12 protein-coding genes are annotated in these 20,510 nt (G+C 64.2%); 10 read left to right on the top strand and 2 right to left on the bottom strand.

What is annotated here, in order from left to right; genetic code table 11:
* The first annotated feature begins 198 nt into the window (after positions 1-198).
* The 10 genes from fabZ to HPY44_12150 all read left to right on the top strand — a co-directional run bounded on the left by fabZ (position 199) and on the right by HPY44_12150 (position 14,984).
* On the top strand, positions 199-618 hold the full coding sequence (gene fabZ, locus HPY44_12105; GenBank protein NSW56750.1) for a 3-hydroxyacyl-ACP dehydratase FabZ: 420 nt from the start codon (positions 199-201) through the stop codon (positions 616-618).
* Between the two features lie 130 nt (positions 619-748).
* Positions 749-1,531, top strand: a complete 783-nt coding sequence (lpxA, locus tag HPY44_12110; protein NSW56751.1) for an acyl-ACP--UDP-N-acetylglucosamine O-acyltransferase — start codon at positions 749-751, stop codon at positions 1,529-1,531.
* A gap of 44 nt (positions 1,532-1,575) precedes the next feature.
* A complete protein-coding gene (locus HPY44_12115; GenBank protein NSW56752.1) occupies positions 1,576-2,757 on the top strand; it encodes a hypothetical protein in 1,182 nt (393 codons plus the stop codon).
* Complete coding sequence (locus tag HPY44_12120; GenBank protein NSW56753.1) at positions 2,754-4,907, top strand: ABC transporter ATP-binding protein; 2,154 nt, start codon at positions 2,754-2,756, stop codon at positions 4,905-4,907. The genes HPY44_12115 and HPY44_12120 overlap by 4 nt, the downstream gene beginning before the upstream one ends.
* 6 nt (positions 4,908-4,913) lie before the next feature.
* A complete protein-coding gene (locus tag HPY44_12125) occupies positions 4,914-6,293 on the top strand; it encodes a 3-deoxy-D-manno-octulosonic acid transferase (GenBank protein NSW56754.1) in 1,380 nt (459 codons plus the stop codon).
* A gap of 23 nt (positions 6,294-6,316) precedes the next feature.
* Positions 6,317-7,456, top strand: a complete 1,140-nt coding sequence (lpxK, locus tag HPY44_12130) for a tetraacyldisaccharide 4'-kinase (GenBank protein NSW56755.1) — start codon at positions 6,317-6,319, stop codon at positions 7,454-7,456.
* Positions 7,425-8,396 (top strand): lysophospholipid acyltransferase family protein, encoded by a 972-nt coding sequence (locus HPY44_12135; GenBank protein NSW56756.1) that lies wholly within the window; start codon positions 7,425-7,427, stop codon positions 8,394-8,396. The genes lpxK and HPY44_12135 overlap by 32 nt, the downstream gene beginning before the upstream one ends.
* Positions 8,377-9,450: a glycosyltransferase family 9 protein gene (locus HPY44_12140; protein ID NSW56757.1), complete on the top strand. Its 1,074-nt coding sequence runs from the start codon at positions 8,377-8,379 to the stop codon at positions 9,448-9,450. Before HPY44_12135 ends, HPY44_12140 begins: the two co-directional genes overlap by 20 nt.
* 67 nt (positions 9,451-9,517) lie before the next feature.
* Complete coding sequence (locus HPY44_12145; GenBank protein NSW56758.1) at positions 9,518-12,415, top strand: hypothetical protein; 2,898 nt, start codon at positions 9,518-9,520, stop codon at positions 12,413-12,415.
* Between the two features lie 37 nt (positions 12,416-12,452).
* A complete protein-coding gene (locus HPY44_12150; GenBank protein ID NSW56759.1) occupies positions 12,453-14,984 on the top strand; it encodes a right-handed parallel beta-helix repeat-containing protein in 2,532 nt (843 codons plus the stop codon).
* Between the two features lie 80 nt (positions 14,985-15,064).
* Here HPY44_12150 and HPY44_12155 read toward each other — a convergent pair whose 3' ends face one another.
* Entirely contained in the window at positions 15,065-18,118 is a 3,054-nt protein-coding gene (locus HPY44_12155; GenBank protein NSW56760.1) for a DUF4091 domain-containing protein, read from the bottom strand.
* A 61-nt stretch (positions 18,119-18,179) separates the two neighbouring features.
* Complete coding sequence (locus HPY44_12160; GenBank protein NSW56761.1) at positions 18,180-20,498, bottom strand: hypothetical protein; 2,319 nt, start codon at positions 20,496-20,498, stop codon at positions 18,180-18,182.
* Positions 20,499-20,510: the final 12 nt, after the last annotated feature.

Genomic DNA, 20,510 nt, shown 5'->3' on the forward strand with positions numbered 1-20,510 from the left:
CGGATCTGATGGGAAGGGCTCCTGAAAGGACTGCCCCGCGGGCTTGCTAACACCCCTGCGATAGCCTATAATCACCGCTCACCCTGCGGCTGCCGCCAGCGCGAGGCCTGCCAGGGCCCCGCTCAGCGGAACCCTGTGTGAGCATGTTCGGGCTTCCGGCGACCGCACCAGGAGGAAATACTAATGGATAGTTGCGCCATGGACATCCACGCGATTCTGGCCACCTTGCCCCACCGCTACCCATTCCTGCTGGTGGACCGCGTTCTGGAGCTGGAGCCGGGCCAGCGGATCGTCGCCGTGAAAAATGTCACCGCCAACGAGCCGCAGTTCACCGGCCACTGGCCCGAGAATCCGGTGATGCCTGGGGTGCTCATCCTCGAAGCAATGGCCCAGGTAGGCGGCGTCATGCTCCTGTGCCAGGCGGAGGACGCGGGCAAGACTCCGTATTTTGTGGGGTGCGAAGCGGTCCGCTGGCGGCGGCAGGTTGTTCCGGGAGACCAGCTTATCATCGAAGCGCGGCTGGAGCGTCGCAAGGGGCGCATCGGGCGCGCTGAAGCCGTGGCGAAGGTGGGCGACGAAGTGGCCTGCGAGGGCATGCTCATGTTCGCCCTGGAGTAGCCTCGCACATCTGCCCGCGTTGGCGGTGGGCCGCGCCGATTCACGGCCCTGTTTGTCCTAGTAGACGTGACTGCGGCGATGCGCGCGGCGTGCAGCATTGTACCGGCCGTGCACTACCAGGAGGACCCCGATGAGCATACACCCCACCGCAGTTGTGGACCCGCGCGCCGAGCTGGGTGCAGACGTGGTTGTCCACCCATATGCGGTGATTGAGGCCGGCGCCCGAATTGGAGATCGTTGCCAGATCGGGCCACACGTTCAGATCCACGGATGTACCCAGATGGGCTGCGACAACTACGTGGCTGCCGGCGCCGTATTGGGCGACCGGCCACAGGACCTGAAGTACAAGGGCGAACCCAGTTACGTGAAGATCGGTGACGGAAACCACATCCGTGAGTACGTCACCATTCACCGAGCCACGGGCGAGGGCAATTCCACCGTCCTGGGCGACAATTGCATGCTCATGGCCTATTCCCATCTGGGCCACAACGTCCAGGTCGGCAGCAGCATTATGATGGCGAACATGGTCCAATGCGGCGGCCACGCGAGGATCGACGACTATGCGGTCATCGGCGCCATGGTGGGTCTGCATCAGTTCGTGCGCGTGGGCACCATGTGTATGGTTGGTGGCTTCTCGGTGGTCCGCATCGACGTACCGCCCTACACACTCGCCGATGGCAACCCGGCTCGACCCCGGAAGCTCAACCTCGTGGGGTTGCGGCGCCGAGGGCTCAATTCCGAGGTTATCAAGGCACTGCATCACGCTTTTCGCACCCTGTACCATTCCGACCTCAATATGACCGATGCCCTGGCGGCCTTGCGTGCCGAAGCTGACCCTGCGCCGGAAGTACTGCACATGCTTGATTTCGTTGAGCGGATCAATGAGGGCGAGCGCGGGCGGCAGTTGGATTGATGACACGGGCGCAGACCCTGACACAGCGCAGGTGTCACCACAACATGGACCGGGCTGACACCGCGTTCTTCATCACGGGCGAACCTTCCGGCGACCGGCACTCCGCACCCGTTGTGGCGGAACTGGTGCGGCGAGGATTCTCGGTGCGCGGCGTGGGTGGGCCAGCCATGCGCGAGGCCGGCGCCGACCTTATCGCCGACAGCACCACGTGGGGCGGTCTTGGGCTTCCTGATTCTCTCAGGCGAGCCCCCGCACTGTTCATCCAGCGCCACCGCCTGCTTGCAGCGATCCGCAGAGAGCGCCCTTCGGTCGTGGTGCTCGTGGACTTCGGCGCCTTCAACGTCCGGGTGGCAGCCGCTCTGCGCGGGGCCGGGGATCCGCCGGTGTTCTACTACTTCCCCCCTGGCAGTTGGCGTCAGGAGCCAAGGGACTGGTCCCGGCTGGCGGCTCTCACGGACCGCATCGCCACGCCTTTCGAGCGTAATGCCGAATACCTGCGCCAGTCCGGTGCGGATGCCCACTTCGTGAGCCATCCGGTTCTCGACTCGCTCAGCCCGCCGTCGGATCGGGCCGCGTTGAGACGTAAGATGGGTCTGAACGCGCCGGGACCATACATCGGGCTCCTGCCGGGAAGCCGGGGACTGGAGCGAGCCACCATGTCCCGCCTGTTCCTGGATGCCGCCGAGGTCATCCGGACGCGTCTGCCGGGAGCGCAGTTCCTGTGGTCGCGGTTCGCGTCGGCAGACCGTCTTGCTCGAAATGCAGCGGCGCGTGCTCAGGCCCTTGGCGGAGTCAGCGTGCTGGATGACAGCCATGCTATACTCCGGGCGTGCGATCTAGCGATTGTGGCGATGGGGACCGTCACCGTGGAAGCTACGGCCTGCCTCACGCCCATGATCGCTGCATTCGACACGGGCTACCTGGCAAAGTGGATCGCTGAGTACATTCTGCACCAGAAGCAGCCCCTCTATGCCATGCCGAACCTCCTGGCGGGACGGATGATCGTCCCGGAGGTAGTGCCGCTTGCGGCACGCGATCAGGTGACGCCTGAGCGCATCGCCGAGCCGGCCATTGACATCCTGACCAATCCGGGCCGGGCCGATGCCATGCGCGCCGAGCTTCTCAAGGTGCGAGCCATGCTTGGGACACCGGGAGTGGCGCCGCGCACCGCCGATCTGATCGTTGACCTGGCCCGTTCGCGGGCAATGAAAGCAGTTGGCGCATGAGATACCGTTCGCTGTGGCAATTGAGGAATCTGGTCCGTCCCTTGCTCAAGGTCTTCATCGTGGGCATCCTGGTCATGGTTGCCAACGGTTTCCTTGAGATGCGGGCGATGTGGGAGACCCAGCGGGTCTTCCAGCCGCTGTTCGTGGAACTGCAGGGCGCTGCCGGCGCATCAGGTGGTGCCGAGGACATTGAGCAGAAGGGGCGCGAAATCGGGGCTCGGCGTGGTGAAGAGTTGGGGCGCGACCTTGGCCGGGCGGTAGGCGGCAAGGTGGCTTCCGAACTGGCCGGTGCCGCCCAGGTCGACACAGCCAGGCAGATCGGACAGGAAATGGGCGCGTCCCGGGGCAAGGTGGGCGGCGAGCAGATGGGTGCCGAAATCGCCCGCGTCCTGCGCGATCAGTCCAGGCCTCCGGCGGAAGACCAGAGCACATCCCTTTTCAAGAGCATCGCCCGGAAGCTCGGAATTCGCACCGAACCTGAGGTGAAGCAACCCGCCGCCCCCAAGACCCGGGCGGAGATCCTCCAGCAACTGTACTCCTCGTCGGGCGTCTTGCTGGGTTACTTCATGGCCGCCGCCATCGCAACCGCGCTGTCCTTTTACATCGGCACCTACATCAGCGAACGGCTCATGGTCTCGCTCCGAGAAGCCATCTTCTCCCATCTTGAGAGCCTGTCGCTTTCCTTTTTCGAGAGCCGGCAGTCGGGCGAACTCGTGTCGCGGATCAACAACGATACCCAGGTGCTGCGCCAAATCCTGGGGGCAAACCTCGGCAGGCTGGTGGTGTCCCCGGTCACCGTGCTGTCTTGTGTGATCGGGATGCTCACCATCTCGGTAACCCTCACTCTGGTCACGGCGGCCGTCATCCCCCTGGTCATCCTCTTCAGCAGCATGATGGGCCGGAAGATCAGAAGCTACTCGCGGATCGTTCAGGAGAAGCTGGCGGATCTCACTGCAATCGTCAACGAGACTTTCCAGGGCATCCGGGTGGTGAAAATCTTCGGCCTGGGGACTCACGCAAAGGGACGTTTCGACACTGAAAACCTGGCGGTCTTTCGCAATGAGATGCGCTCGGCCCGGATGCGGGCGATCAACATCGTCTCCGTGGGCGGCCTCACCGGACTGGGAATCTGCGGCGCCCTGCTCCTGGGGGCACGCGAGGTGGCCCTTGAGCACACCAATACCGCACAACTGATGACCTTCATCCTCCTGATGGAGACCGCTGCAAGCCGCCTGTCATACCTGGCGCGGGCGAACATGGAACTCCAGCGTGCCGAGGCGGCGGCAGACCGCACACTTCAGATTCTCAGCGAGAAGTCGGACCTCGTTGAAGACCCGAATCCCGTGACGCTCAGCGACGTCAAGGGCGAGATTCGGCTGGAAAACGTGACCTTCGCATATGATTCCGAGCCCGTCGTGCATGACATGTCTCTTCACGTGCGCCCCGGCGAAGTCGTGGCGCTCGTGGGGCCCAGTGGCGCTGGAAAAACCACCATCGCCAACCTCGTTGCCCGGTTGTATGATGTGAATGACGGCGCCGTAACCATCGATGGCGTGGATGTGCGCAAGATCAGCTTCGAATCCCTGCAGTCTTGCATGGGGATCGTTCCTCAGGAGACCATCCTGTTCAGCGCATCCATCGCCGAAAACATCGGGTACGGACGCCCGGGCGCGTCACCAGAGGAGATCGTGGAAGCGGCGAAGGCCGCCAATGCCCATGATTTCATCATGGGGCTGCCAGAGGGTTACCGGACCCAGGTTGGCGAGCGCGGAACCAAGCTCTCCGGGGGCCAGAAACAGCGCGTGGCCATCGCCCGGGCGCTCCTGCGAGACCCGCGGATTCTCATCCTCGATGAGGCAACGTCCTCGCTGGATGCACGGTCCGAGGCGGCCATTCATTCGGCGCTGCAGACCCTGATCCACGGACGCACCACCATCATCATCGCCCACCGACTGTCCACGGTGCGCAATGCCGACCGGATCGTGGTCCTGGAGCGTGGCCGTATCGTCGAGCAGGGAACGCACGAGGAACTCATGGCGCTGGGCCGCGTCTACCGGAGGCTCTACGAGAGTGGAAACCTTGCCGCAGGGAACGGGGCCCCCGGCGAGGAAGTGCGCACCGATGAGACTACCGATGAGGAAGTGTCCTGAATCGAGATGCCAGAACGCGTATCGGCCAAGCCTCTGGACTGGCGCTTCTTCCTGTACAATACTCTCCTGGTGCTGGCAAGCCCGCTCTTGCTCTTGTACCTCCTGTACCGGATGGTCATCAAGGGCAAGTCGCGGCAGGGGTTTTCGGCCCGTCTCGGGAAAATCCCGCCTGAGGCTGCCGAACTAGCCAGCCACAATGACCCCGTCTTCTGGTTCCAGGCCTGTTCCGTGGGCGAGGTAGCAGCGGTGCAGCCCATCATCCATGCGGTGCGCGAGCGCGAACCGTTGGCGCATATCGTGTTGTCCACCACCACCCCCACCGGGCGTGAGATGGCGCTAAAGCGCGAGTTGGAACTGGATGCGCTGATCTACTTCCCCTTCGACATTCCCTTCTGCATTCGCCGCGTCCTGAACGGCATGAAGCCGGACATCCTGGTGATGGTGGATACGGAACTTTGGCCGAATATCGTGGCCATCGCCCGTAGTCAGGGCATCGTGACGGCTCTTGTGAACGGCCGGATATCGGACAAAGCCTATCCCCGGGACCGCATGGCAACGCCGTTGATGGCCTGGACGCTCAGCAATTTCTCTGCGATTATGGCCCAGTCCACCAAGGACGCCGAGCGATTCATCTCCCTGGGCGCGGCCCCGGAGCAGGTGAGCACGCTCGGCAACTGCAAGTTCGATGAGCCGATGCCCGATGTGTCCGCCGCGGAGGCCAACAAGTTGCGTCTGGAGCTTGGACTAGCGCCGGAAGCCCCCATTTTCGTGGCCGGGAGTACCCGCGAAGGCGAAGACGAAAAGGTGCTCGAAGCCTACGACCTCCTGCGCCAGGAGCACCGCGATCTGCAGCTTGTCATCGCGCCTCGCCATCCCGAGAGGGGCGACGCCATCGAACGGCTGGTCACGGAGCGCGGGTATGCCGCTTACCGCCGCAGCCGGGCGCTCCAGGACAGTGAGGCGGAACGCGCGAGGGTTGCTTCCGGCCAGGTGCGCGTGGTGATCCTCGATACCATCGGCGAACTCACCCGGGTATATGCTCTTGCCACAGTTGTGTTCGTGGGCGGCAGCCTCGTGCGCTGGGGCGGGCACAATATCCTGCAGCCGATTGCCCTTGGGAAGCCGACCTTGATGGGCCCATGGATGCACAACTTCCAGGATATCACCGATATAGCCCTTGGCGAACAGGCGGCAGTGCAAGTCTTCAGCGCAGAGGAGCTTGCCGAAAGAGCCGGGGCGATCTTGGCGTCACCGGCGGAGCAAGAGCTTCTTGCAACCCGCGGAGCAGCCATGCTTCAGCGCCACGGAGGTGCTTCCGTGCGTTACGCCGAGGCACTCGTCGCACTCCTGAGAGAAGCACGCAGGGAGACGATCTCGCCTTCGTGAACCGGATCGCGAGAAGACTTTGAATGGCTTCGGACCGCATGCGCGACCGCTGGGAAGGGCTGATCACCGGACAGGCCACGGGTCCGATGGCGACCCTCGGGCGTCTCGGGCTCGAGGCGCTGGCGGGGCTTTACGGGGCAGGTCTGCAGGCGAACCACGCCATCTATAATTTTGGCCTGAAGGCGCGAACTGTTCCGGCCTTGCCCGTCATCAGCGTTGGCAACCTGAGTCTTGGCGGAACCGGAAAGACCACGGCAACCGCTTACATCGCCCGTTTGCTGAGCGACCGGTGCATGCCCGGCATCGTCCTTCGCGGCTATCGGCGGCGGTCCGAACGGGGACCCGTGTTGGTGTCCGATGGCGAGCGCGTCCTGGCGCCCCTGGAAGAGGCCGGCGACGAGGCCATCATGCTTGCCCGCAGTCTCCCTGGCTGCGCGGTTGCTGTGGGGAAGCGCCGAGAGGTAACCATCGAGCTACTAAGGAACTCCACAGGCGTCCGGATCGTCATTCTAGATGATGGGTTCCAGTATTTCCGGATGGCACGGCGTCTTGACATTGTGCTCCTCGACGCCCTGGCGGGCTCTGGCGGGACTGGCCTGTTCCCCGCCGGCCGTCTCCGGGAGCCCTGGCGGAACCTTGCCCGGGCGCACCAGATCTGGATAACCCATGCGGATCTGGCGCCGGTCGAAACGGTGGAGAAACTGGCCCAGCTCGCATCTCGGCACTGCCCCGGTGGCCTCCTCTGCGTGACACGTCACCAGACGGGAGCCCTGCGACCGCTCATCAATGGAATGAGGGTCTCGGAGCGACTCGAGGGACTGCACGTGCTGGCCTTGTCAGGCCTCGGGAATCCCGTGTCCTTCGAGCGCGGTCTCGAGGAACTCGGAGCCAGGGTGACGCCCCTGCGATTCGCAGACCACCACGCCTATTCGGAACGCGACTGGCATTGCGTTCGGCAGGCCTGTGAAGCAGCGAGTGCCGACCTGATCGTCACAACCGAGAAGGACGCGGTGAAGCTGCCTGATCCGCCGGCAGATTCACCTCCCGTGGCCGTGCTTGGGTGTGAACTTGCATTCATGCAGGGCGAGGACGCAGCCCGTCAGCAGATATCCGAGGTGTGTGAGGAGCTTGATGGAGGAGAGAATCGTCGGGATCCACACTGACCCTCGACTAGCCTACAAGGCCCGCAAGAGCCGCTTGCGACGGTTCGGCGAACGGGTGCTGGTGCGCACCATCGCAGTCACCGTCTACCCGCTGCTGTGGGCTCTGCCGCTTCCGGCGCTGCGTGGGATCGCCAGGGTAATGGCCGTCCTGGGACGTTTGACTTCGCCTGCGCGGACACGTCTGGCAGACGAGAACATCCGCGGGGTCTACGGGGCCTCCATCACTGATGCTGAGGTCCTTCGCATACGCAACGGCGCGGCGCTCAATGCATTCAAGACCATGGCGGAGCTCCTCAAGCTCCGGTGGCTGACGGACGATCAGGTGCGGGCGCTGACAAGGATTGAGGGCCGGGAGCATCTGGATGCCGCACTGGCGCGGGGGAATGGAGTCTGTATCGTAACCGCCCACCTGGGCAACTGGGAGCTTGCGGCCGCAGCGTTTGCCGTTGCAGGCTATCCGATGAACGTGGTCGCGCGCGATGCCGACGACCCGGTCATGCGCGAACTGATCAACGGCTCCCGCCGCAGCAAAGGAATCAATGTCTTTGGCCGTCAGGACGTGCGCCAGCTTGTGAAGATCCTGCGTGGCAATGAAATCGTGGCACTCGTGCCCGACCAGCATGCAAGTGAGGCGGCAGTGCGGATCAAGTTCCTCGGCCGCGTCGCCGACACCCACACCGGTCCGGCCACTTTTGCGCTGCGACTGGGCACTGCCATCGTACCCGTGTTCGCCGTGCGTCAGCCGGATGATACGATTCGGGTCGAGGTCCACCCGGCACTCGAGTTGCCAAACACGGGAGATCGCCAGAGTGACATCCTCGCATCGACACAGATGATCAATGACGCCCTGGGCGAGGGTATCCTCAAGCACCCCGAGCAGTGGCTGTGGTTTCATAATCGCTGGAAGGCGGAGAAACAGATTGCCTCCAGCGGGTCCTGAGAGCGTCCTCATTATCCGCATGAGCGCCCTGGGCGACATCATCTGCGCCCTCCCGGTGCTGCGGGCCATCCGCGACTCCTTCCCCGAGACCCGGATCGGCTGGGTGGTGGACAGCCGCTTCGAGGATCTGCTGGCGCCCGACCCAGACATCCACCGGCTTCACGTCGCCCCGGTCTCGCGCTGGAAGAAGCTGTCGAAGTCCCCCCTCGCCTGGCCACGGCTGATTTCGGAACGCCGGGCGCTGGGCCGCGAACTGCGGCAAATGCAGTATGAGGTCTGTCTGGACTTGCAGGGGATTCTCAAGAGCGGTTTCATCGCCCGCGCAGCCGGCGCGAAGCGCACCCTTCACATGGGCAGCGGAAGGATCGCGAAGCGCACCTGGCTGTTCCCCGGAGAACGTATAGCGCCCATCAGCGCCCATGCCGTTGAGCGCATGCTGCCTCTTGCCGGCGCAATTGGGGCTGATATCTCCCGGCCGCGCTTCGACCTGTTCATCCCACAATCCGACCGGACCCATGCCGAGCACTTGTTCGCTGCCCATTCCTTTGCCACCACGGGCCCGGTTGTTGCTCTCAATCCAGGAGCCGCCGCAGTTCACCGCATGTGGGCAGCGGACAGGTTCGCGACCCTCGCAGGCCGGCTCCACCGGGAACTCGACGCCCGTGTGGTTGTTATCGGAGGGCCGTCGGAAGTGCCCCTCGCACAGGGCATCGCCCGAGACTCCGGCATTGACCCGCTCTGCACCGCGGGGAAGACCACCTTGCTGCAACTGGCGGCCGTACTGGACCGGTGTGATGTGCTGGTCACCGGCGATACCGGGCCGCAGCACATCGCTTACGCTCTGGGCAAGCATGTGGTCTCCCTCTTTGGTCCGGCAAATCCCCTGAGCACCGGGCCGTACGGTCCAGGACACGTGGTGATCCAGCACTCCTTCCCCTGCCAGCCGTGCTACGCGCACCCTTCCTGCAAGGACTTTGCCTGCATGAAAGCCATCGAGGTGGACGAAGTCTTCGACGCGGTTGCGCGTGTGCTTGCGAACGCGCAGCCCTCCTGAAGGCCTCGCACTCCCCTGCGACGAAATCACCCCCGAAGCCAAGCGTTCCAGTGCCGAGGTGAGCTCCATGCGCGTCGCCTGTACCCTCTGCCTCGCAGTCCTGATCCCCTTATCTGCTCTGGCCGGCGTCACCGTGGACCTCCAGCCCGACCGCCTGTGTCTGGCTAATGACCACGTGGTGCGCGAGCTGGCGCTGATCGACGACACCTGGCGCACGGTGAGCATCGCTCGCGCCGATGGCTCCGACCCGCTGGTCACGGATAGCGACGAGTTCTTCATCACCATGATGGACGGCGCGCAACTGGGCATCGGCAACTACGTGGCCCAGGGCCGGCCGCTGGTTGACCTCACGGACTCGCGTGCCGAGGTGCGGGTCCACTACACCCCGCGCTCGCCGGTGGCTGATGACCAGCCGCAGTCAGTCACGGTGATCTATGCTCTCACCGATGAGCCCTACCTGCGCAAGACGCTGGTTCTCGCGATGAGAGCCCGCGGCGCGGTAGACTCCCTGGCGGTCGAGCGCTTCCGCAGTCACTTGCCCACTGTTCGCAAGCCGGGAGGCCGCGGCGAGCCGGTATTCATGGGCGATGACTGGTTCGCGGGCCTGGAGTACCCAGGCGCCGACAACCTGGCGGTCGAGGGCCGGATCACCCTGGTCCACTATCCCGGGCTGCCTCGCGAGCAGGACGCTGGGTCCGGTCTGTGGCGCGTGCAGAGCAAGACCGCGGTCATCGGCACCGGAAGCCCCGACGACCCCATTGAGCTTGCATTCAGCGACTACGTGGACACTATCCGCATTCCGAGCCGGGACTTCATGCAGTACAACAGCTGGTATGACTGGCGCGGGAACGAACTGACCGTGGACAATCTCGTGTCCACCTACGAAGGCTTCCGCGAAAACCTGCTGGAGCCCTACGGCTTGACGATGCACGCCTTCGTGCCGGATGACGGTTGGCAGGACGGGGAGTCTATCTGGATGCCCCGGAAGAATCTCTACCCGGACGGTTTCGCGCCACTACGGGAAGCTCTCGAGGCCCGGGGGACGCGCATGGGCATCTGGATGCCCCTCAACGGCACCAATCTCAACACGGAGTGGGGCGCGGCGCAGGGCTACGAGAAGTCCAATCGCGGGGGCTTCTACTGCCTGGTGGGACCGAAGTACAATGCGGCCATCCGTGAGGCCACGAAACGGATCATCACCCAGGGCAATCTCTCCTACTACAAACATGACTTCAATTCTCTGCGTTGCAGCGCCGACGGCCACGGTCACCTTCCCGACGACCGCCACGGGCATGAGGCGAACCTGGATGCCGAGCTGGATCTGCTTGCCTACGAGCGCGAACTGCAGCCGGGTATCTTCCTGAACGTGACCTCCAACGTCTGGCTGTCGCCCTGGTGGCTCCAGCATGCCGACAGCATCTGGATGTGCGCCAATGACTTCGGCTACAACAAGGATTACCCCCAGCTTTCCCCGCGCGAGTGGGCCATGAGCTACCGCGATGCCCACTTCCACACAGTCTACCGCGAGCAGGGCCATCTGGTGCCGGTGTCGGCGATGATGACCCACGGCATCATCCATGGCCGCCTCTGCAGGCTGGGCGGAAACCAGGAGACACTGAGGGAGTGGTCCGACTACTGTGTGATGTACTACGGCCGCGGGGTGCAACTCAAGGAGCTCTACGTGACCCCGGACCTGCTGGACCAGGACTGGTGGCGAGTGCTGGGGAAAGCCACGCGCTGGGCCACGGACAACCACCGGGTGCTCGAGAAGGTGATCATGGTAGGCGGCGATCCGCGTCTTGGGGAGCCCTATGGGTACGCCCACTGGTTGGATGACACCGGGATCTTGTGCCTGCGCAATCCTGCGCCTTTCGATCAAGAGATCACCGTCCCCTTCGACAAGTCCGTGAAGTACCGCGGCCCCACCGGCAGACCTTTCAAGGCGCGTGCGGTTTACCCGTGGGTAGAGTCGCTACCCGCTGCGTTCACCTCGGGCGCCCCGATCACTCTCACCCTTCCAGCATGCAGCGTGATGGCCTTCGAGCTCACTCCAGGCACTCCGTCAGCCGCCATCCCTGCCCGGCCCGCCACGACGGTTCAGGCATCCGGCAAGGCGACCATGGACGACGGTGGAGCGTCAACCGTGGAGATCAGCTGCGCCGTTCCCCCTGGCGAAATGCCCCGGTGTGATCTGTACCTCATCATTGGCGGGACCTCGCGGGGTGTGGACTTCAGCGCGGTCCGAGTCGATGGTGAAGTGCTCAAGACCCGGCGCAGTGACGGTGAAGACTGGATCCTGCACTGTCTCGACCTGAAGCCCTGCGCGGGGCGCACGGTGAAGATAACCGCGGACATTCCGAGCGGCGGCAGCCAGCCTTTCAGCAGTCCGGATGTCACAGTCTCCGGCTACGTAATCGCCGACCTGCCGGTGGCCGCAGCTCCGGTGCCTGCCGAAAACCTGCCCTTTGCCATTTCCCAGGACTTCCGGCGAGTGAGCGTGCAGGCGGTGCCGGAGACCCGCCTCGAACGGCGCCAGGCGCAGGCTTCGGTGACGGCGGAGCAGCTCAAGTCGATCCGGGCCGCGAAGCTCCGTATCCGCGTTTTCGACTCCAACGGCGAGGAGCAGTACCGCGACAAGTACATCCTGCTCAACGGCGAGCGAATTGGTCTCGTGCCTGCGAATAAAGGCACGCTTTCCGCCTGGCAGGAGACGGTGATCGACCTGTCTCCCGAGCAGCTTGGGCTCGTGGAGATGGAGAACAAGCTGCAACTTACCAACGCCGGCGGGGATTGCTACAAATTCACGGGACTTGCCCTGGCGGCGCAACTCGCTGACGGCACGTGGGTGGAGAGCAGTGCCGACTGGCAGGTCTATAGCAGCGTCCCCAACTGGCTCTACACCCAGGGCAGGCTGTTCGCGGGCGAGAAGTCGCCGGAGATAACGGTGGTGTTCGGGAGACAGTAGCCGCAGTAACAGGACCGCCCCGCAAGGAGGGCCAACCATGTCCGCCACGATCTTTGCCACTGCCCTTGGCGCGCTGCTTGTCTGCACTCTGCCGTCGCTTGCGGCGGGGTTCTTCGTTGCCCCGGACGGAAACGACGCCTGGTCCGGGACCCTCGCCGCGCCCAATGCCGCGCGCAACGACGGTCCCTTCGCCACCCCCCACCGAGCCCAGGCGGCGGTGCGCGATGCGCGGCTCGCCAGTCCAGGGCGGCCCGTGACCGTCACGCTCCGCGCGGGCACCTACTTCCTGCCCGCGCCCCTCGTCATGGGGCCCGAGGATTCCGGGTCGCCCGGCAGCCCTGTGCGCTGGCAGGCCGCCGAAGGCGAGAAAGTTGTCCTGAGTTCGGGCAGACCCATCGCTGACGAGTGGTCCACTGAAGACGGGCGCATCTACTCGACCATCGTGCCGGGCGTGGCCGACGGCGACTGGTACTTCCGACTGCTGCGTGTTGGAGATGACTGGGCCACCCGCGCGCGCTACCCCAATGCGGACCCCGAGAACCCGTACACGGGCGGCTTCCTGTTCGCGAAGCCCAGCAGGCGCGCGAAGGGGCAGTTCGGATCGGCGGTTGCCAACATCCACAACCGGGGGGATTTCATGGAGTGGGAAGTGGAAATCCCCGCCACCGGTGACTACAACGTTTTCCACTACTACGGTGCCCACAACCAGCCTTTCGGGCGCAATGACATGGGCGGGCGCGTGAGCTTCACTGTGGATGGCGGCGAACCGGTTCTCCTGCAGAATCTCCAGGACACCGGCGGCTGGCAGTCGTGGAAGTGGTCCGCGAAGAACGCCACGCTGCATCTCGAGGCGGGCAAGCGGCGAATCCGGTGGACCAACGTCGAGGGCGGCGGCCTGAACTACGACGCCTTCGTGCTGTGTGATGACCCGGACTGGATCCCGGAGGGGACACCCCCGCAGCCGCCCGCTGAAGGTTTCCACATGATCGTGGTCCACGGGGAGACTTTCGTGAAGAGTCAGGGCCGGGAACTCAGTGTGAACCTCCCCGCGAGCCGCCGGGACTTCGGCTTCGACCCCGGCGAACTCAAGGCATGGTCGCGGCCGGACGAAATTGAAATGCACGTCTTCCCCGCCTGGGGCTGGGTGAGCTCCATCGAGCCGGTCGCCGAGATCAACCTGGAGGAAGGTGTGGTGTCGTTCGGAGAGCGCGATGCGGCCCAGGAGATCCGGCCCGGCAACCACTACTTCCTCGAAAACATCCCCGAGGAACTGGACACCCCCGGCGAGTGGTATCTCGACCGGGAGACGGGAACACTCCGCTACTGGCCGCAGAGCGCGGACTTCCGGCAGAAGGAGATCGTGGCGCCTGTTTCCGACCGTATCATCCACATCAAAGGCGCGGCGGGCGAGGGCGACAGCGCGGGGAACATCGAACTGATTGGCCTGACCTTCATGGATACGGCCTACAGCCCGACCATAGAGAGCCCGTACTATCCGCCGGACGCGGCCGTCTGGATTGAGGACGCCACCGGCTGCCTCATCGAGAAGTGCACCTTCACTCGCATCGGTGGAAGCGCCCTGAATCTCAAAGGGGACGCACGGGAGAACCGCTTCCTGGGTAACCTGGTGGAATATGTCGGGCAGAACGGTGTGTTCATGGTGGGTGGCGAAGGCGACAGGCCTTTCCCCCACTCCAACATCGTTGCGGGCTGCACCATGCGGCACATCGGGCTCATCTACAAGCATGTTGCGGGGGTGTACATCGGCCGGCGCGACCCCGCTCTCACCAATGAGCCGGGCAATCTCATCGCCCACAACCTTATCACCGACTGCCCGCGATATGCCATCGGCATCAAGATGAACCAGGGCAACAATGTAGTGGAGTTCAATGAGATTCGCCGCACTAACATGGAGACCAATGACACCGGCGGCATCGAGAGCTGTGTGCGCAATCGGGAGGCCCCCGGCAACATCTACCGCTACAACCTGGTCACCGATACCGTGGGCCTCAAGGCCATGCCCGACGGCACTTTCGCGACGCCGTACTACAGTTGGGGCATCTACATGGACGACCACTCCAGCAGCGCACATATCGTGGGCAACATCTGCGTGCGGAACTACCGCGGAGGGGTGCACATTCACGGCGGGCAGAAGAACATCATTGAGAATAATATCTTCGTGGACTCCACCGAGCAGCAGTGCGAGTTCAACAACATCGGCGCGCAGATGGTGGACAACGTGTTCCGGCGGAACATCGTCTACCGGCTCAAACCGGGCGGGAACATGATTCGCGCCGGCGGCTGGAACGAGAATGTCCTGGCCGAATGTGACCATAACCTCTACTGGAGCGCCGCCGCGGAACCGGCGGTGAACTTCCTGGGAATGAGCCTGGAGGCGTGGCGCGAGAAGGGCTACGACACCAACTCGGTGGTTGCGGACCCGCTCTTCCTGGACCCGGCGAAGGACGACTACCGTCTGCAGCCGGACTCCCCCGCCTTCGCCCTGGGCTTCGAGGAGATTCCGGTGGAAAAGATCGGATTGGCGGGTTACGAGCGGGGGAAGTACTGAGCATCAGCCCTGGAACAGCAACAGCGCGCCCCTGCCTTTGAACCGGGCAGGGGCGCGTCTCCTTGGCTCTTAGCGGCCGGCTATCTGCTCAGTACGCGCGTATAGTGCTCCAGCCGATCCCCGATGCGCTCCCGCAGGTTCTCAAGCACCCGCGGGTCCTCACTGTACTCCGTCCAGGACTTCGTGAGTTGCGGGAACTCCAGCAGTGCGTCCTCATTCACCCGGATGCCCTTTGCGTTCAGGGCAGCAATTGCATCGCGCAGCATCACCAGCATGTCATAGTCTTCGGTGCCATCGCGGTTCAGCTCGAAGCGCACCGAGTTCACCGGGCCGTCGGGGCCGGGGTAGATCAGCGAACCGTCGCCATTGCCGCCTGGGTAGGTGAGCGTGTCCTCCCACGGGTTCACCTGCCAGTAGGTGATCTGCCAGTAGAGGAACCCGGTGATGTCGTGGTCGAACAGCTGCCAGAAGAGCAGGCGGTGATCCATGCCCGGATAGTCGATGGCCCAGTTGTTCAGGTACGGGCGCTGGGCGGAGATGCACACATAGGCCCAGATCTCATCGCCCATCTCCTGGCGCTTTTTCAGGTAGATCGGCTCATAGCAGTCGGAATGGGGCACGTGAATGTCCACGTAGCCCGCGAGATCGGCATAGCGCGGCGCACCGGGTTCGATGGGTCTACTCGCCCCATAGCCGTAGGTGAGCAGCGTCTTGAGCTTCGGCGCAGCGGTGTGAGCAAGCTCAAAAGCCCGTTTCACCTGGGGAAAAGCCTGCCAGCCCGGTTCGTCGATGGTGTAAATGTATGCGAGATGCGTCCAGCCCATCTCGTCAAGGTGGGCCTGGGTCTGTTGGAGCAGGTCCATGCTGCGCTGAATGCGGGCCTCATCTGCCACCGCTTCCACGGTTCCCCAGCCGCTGGGCAATTGGCACCAGAAGACGTTGAAGGCATTCAGGCCCGCGTCGATGTACATGCGCATCTTCTCATCGAATCGCGTCCAGTCCATAACGACGCGGCCCGAGGCATCGGTGCTGATATCGGGCCCGACCAGGCTGGTGGGGCTGGCCCGGTGCTTGATGGCGTTGAGCATGTAGGCGTCGAAGATCCGGTCGCGGGCGGTGTCATCGCCCTGCTCGAAGTCCGGATTGGGCAGCAGGTTTTCGCCCAGAGCGTCGTCCTTGCGCACGAGTCTTGCGCGGTCGAACCAGTAGGTTCCCACGCGCTCGGCCTTGAGGTAGACGCGAATCCCTTCCTTGTTGCCGGAGTTGAAGCTGTAGGTTGCCTGCTGCCACTGGCCGCTGGTTGGGGGCCAGACGATGCTGCCGGCAGGTCCGAAGTATCCCGACGGGCCGTCCGGATCGTTCGCCCCCGTCTTGTACCAGACGCTGAACTCGTAGTCGGTGTCCGGTTCCAGTTCCAGCGGTGGAGTGTAGTAGCAGAATCGGGGCCACTCAACGGCGCCTTTCTCGACCTTGGTCACGTTCACGCGCAGCGAGCGTCTGCCGTCGCGCTTGTCCTCATAGTCGAAGGCGATCTTGTATTCGATATTGCCGAAGTAGTTGGGCACGCCGTTCATGTCGGCGCCAGTCCAGGCGCCGCCGATCCAGCCCGATGGGATGCCCGGCCCGGGAGCGATGTCATAGTAGGGCCAAACCGAACCCATCCCCACTCCGTATGACCCGCGCAAGCGCGACGCCACGGGAAGGGTGAAGTCCCAGACCCGGACGGTGAAAGGCAGGCGCAGTTCATCCGCGTTCTCCGGCTTCACCGTCACGAAGCCCTGGTAAATGCCCGCGGGCTGGTCCCGGGGGGCATGCACGGTGATCCACCACGACTGCACCCGGGTCTTCTCCACATCCACGGGCTCCGCGGGCAGGAGGGGGTCCGGGTACAACCCCGGTTCACCCGGAGAGCGGCCGGACTTCTGCTTCACGTCAACATAGCCCACCACGTTCACGTCAATGGCCGAAGCGGGCAGCGTCGACTTGCGCGGCCCCTTGAGATCAGACACCTCGACCTGCACGTCGCGCAGTGCCCGGTCCAGAGGAACCACCACGAGTTGGGCAGCTTCGGACTCATTGCGTGCCAGTGACAGGCTGACCGACTGCGCCGGGGTGCCGGAGTAAGGTTTGTCAGGCCGCACTTTGGTCATGGTGCTTTCGGTGCAGGCGACGTAACCCCTGCGCCCTGCAGCCTGCACGAGAGACAGCTTGGCCAGGCGGGCCTTGAGTTCCGGCAGAGCGGCCTGCGCCTCGTCGACCGTAGACCCGGCAGACTTCACTGTGGCCTCGTCGCGACGGCGCGCAAGATCTCGGGCAGCATTGGTCAGTCTCCCCTCGAACAGGGCGCATGCGCCCGACAAGGCCCGAGCCTGGGACAGTTCCACCGCGTAACCGTCAGCCTCGCCGCGGATCGCCGCGAGTTCTCTTGACAGATCGCTGATCCGTCCGCGGAGCGTACCCGCAACCAGGGGCGCGATTCTTGGCGCAACCCCGGTAATCTCGCCAAAACTGCCGGGCTCATGGAATCCGGACTTGCAGGGCGCCCAGGAGCTGACTTCGCCGGCCGGTTGCTGCTCGCGGCAGAAGTTAGCGGCCCAGGTGGTGCCCACGGTGTGATCCAGGTCCAGGGCGGCCAGGGGAATGGCAATTTCGGCGCTCCAGGACTGGTCCCCTCTCGCGGCAGCCACGCGTGCGCCGCTGTTCCAGGTGGCATCCTGCCCGATCTCATCCCGCAGGACGCCTGCGGCATTGACCACGAAGTGATAGTACCGCGCACGATCCCTGAAGGGCCCGATGAACACTTCCACGCAGTCGTCCAGGTACACCTGTCCGTCTGCCTCGGTGACCTTTGTCACCAGCGCGTTCATGTCGGGCTCATCACAGACGAATGCCACGTAGAGATTGCGGTCGTTATAGGCAAACATCGCTTTCGTGGCGCGCGTGGCCAGGGCATCGGGTTTGCCCAGAAGCGCGAAACTGGAGGCTTCATTCGCTCCCTCCCAGGCTCGATCGTCCGCCACCTTCCCGTCGATGACCGGGATCCTGTTTGTGAGCTTCAGCGCCTCAAGGGTCGGTGCGGCTATCGCCGCCGATGTTGCTGCGAGTATGGCCGCTAATACCACAAGGGTACGCATACGTACTCCCTCCTTAGGACTGCTCCACCGGCATGTCTCCTCTGCCCCAGTTTCCCGCCGCTCAGGGAATCTCCTGCCAGAAGGCTTCCAGCGTGGCCATCTGCCCGATACCATTCACGTACACGGGCGAGCCGGTCAAAGCCAGTGTCACGGTACCGCCTTCCGGCGTCAGCGTTCTCGCATTGCCCATGATGTCCGTCACGGTCACAGTCCCCGCCGCGGGAAGCGTCACCTCCACAGGCTGCTTCCAGCGTTCCACCCAGGGCTCCGCGGGTTTGCGTGACGCGTCCTTGTAGTCCTCGGGCGGCCACCAGGGCAGATCGGTCTCGTGTTTCTCGCGGTAACTCCAGAGCACGTCAACAGTCTCGCCTTCGCGCTCGAACCGCGCGGCATACAGGTCGTCGGCGCCCAGATCCAGTCGGCCCACATAGCGCGCGCCTTCAAGCTGCTGAGTCATCGTTCCGTACGCCACATATGCGGGCTTGGGCGTGAGGTCCGTGTAGACGATGCCGAAATTGTACTCGATGTCATCCGGGTTCGGGCGCTGAGCGAACCACACCCCATCCTGGAACTGGTACCACTCGTTCACCCGGACGCCGATCCCCAGGGAGCAGATGTAGTTGCGGACCAGATAGTCGGCGCTGGTGCGCAAGTCCACCTGGGAGCGTCCCGGCGGCGTGGGTGCGTATGATTCGCTGATCCACACTTCCTTGCCCCCGGCCTGCCGAGCGGCTTTCACCGCATCCAGCATCTGGGGCCGGAAAACCCACCCGTGCCAGCCTTCCCAATACTCCGGGGCCCTGGGGTGGCAGCCGGGGTGCACGGAGAGCACGTCGATTAGCTCCATACCGCCAGCCTCGACGAACTCTCCAAGCCACTTACGGGTCACACCGCCAAGGCCCATGCACATGATCTTCCCGGCCGGGTGAACGCGACGCATGACCTCATGCACCGTCTTGAGCATGTTCTCCACGTACTGCTCGCCCGACACCCCGGCGTGATTCAGCTCATTGCCGATTTCGATGTAGTCGGATACCCACGCGAACCTGCTCAGCGACGCCTCGAGTCGCGCGCGAAAGGCATCGAGTTCCTCGGGCTTCGGCAGGCTGCTTCCCAGTTGAACATGGGGCAGGATCCCGTGCTGCGTCAGGAGATCAATGTCCTGCCTGACTTGCCGCTCTTCTTCCGCGCTGATGTGCTCCTTGAAGGGAAACCAGCCCTTGCGCACCCAGCGGACGCCGATGCGCTCCATGAGGGGCAGGACGGTCTCGGCGGGGTACTGGTCAGGGTACCGTTCCGGGGCGGCGATGAGGGCCGCCATCCCGAAGGGCGAGTCGGCGGCAGGTCCTGTTGCCTTGCGTTCAGGCAGGATGCCCACGGTGGTACGCACCGGCTCCGTGCCTCCGTCCCAGGACGCCACCGCATCCACGAACCAGACGCCCCGATCCCCGGCGGGCAGCTCGTGGGTGAGTGTGCGGCGCGCGTCCGGCTGCAGGCTCAGTCTCTCTGTCTCGGCCAGCAACTCGCGGCCCCAGTAGTCATGCACCTGCAGGCGGACGGTGCAGTCGCGGGCAGCCTTCGTGACATTGGCGACCTCGCAGGTGACCGGAACGCGCTCTCCCGGCGCGAAGAGGTTCCCGGTGCGCCCGGTCTCAAGCCGGATCGCAACCGGTCGCCCGGCAGCGCGGGCAGCCCAGACGACGGGTTCGAGGACACCCGGCCTAACGGTGAGGAAACACAGGTCCAGCCGGCACTCCGCAGGATCCTCTCCCGATGGAGCCATCCGCACAAGCCCTGCACGCTGGGGGGTGTTACCGTAGATCCAGTCAGGGTCGTACTGGGGGCTAACCATCACAAGGCAGCCGGTCGCATCCCCGTCGGGATCGCCAAAACACACCCGCCTCACCTGGCATTCGGTGTCGGGGTAGAGGGTGTCGCCGGGAACCTCCCATGGGTGCTCCCCGGTGGGCTTGATCCAGCGTGTCACGGGGCGCGTGTCGGCGGAATGGACAGGCTGCGAGTACTCCAGGCGCCAGCCGCTGGTCCACGGGTTCCACTTGCGCGACGGGCCGCTATGCCGAACATGCCCCAGCACCCGGATGCCATCGCCCCGTGGCTCAAGGGTGACCGTCACGGACGCGTTTTCGCTGTCCGGGCCTTCCAGCGTGAAGGTGTAGCCGCCGTCACCATCGGGTAATGCAGCGGCAGTGCGGAACGCGAGACCCGCGTCGTCCCGGGCCTCGTAGCCCAGGACCACGTTCAGGGGAGCTGCTGGTCCCGCGAAGCTCAGCGCGAGGCCATCGGGCCCACAGGTTACCTGAGCCCCCTGGGAGGCAATGGCGGCGGACAGCGCAAGACAGGTGAGGGCGATGCGGATCACGGCGGGGTACCT

The sequence above is a fragment of the Armatimonadota bacterium genome (assembly GCA_013314775.1).
Taxonomy (GTDB): domain Bacteria; phylum Armatimonadota; class Zipacnadia; order Zipacnadales; family JABUFB01; genus JABUFB01.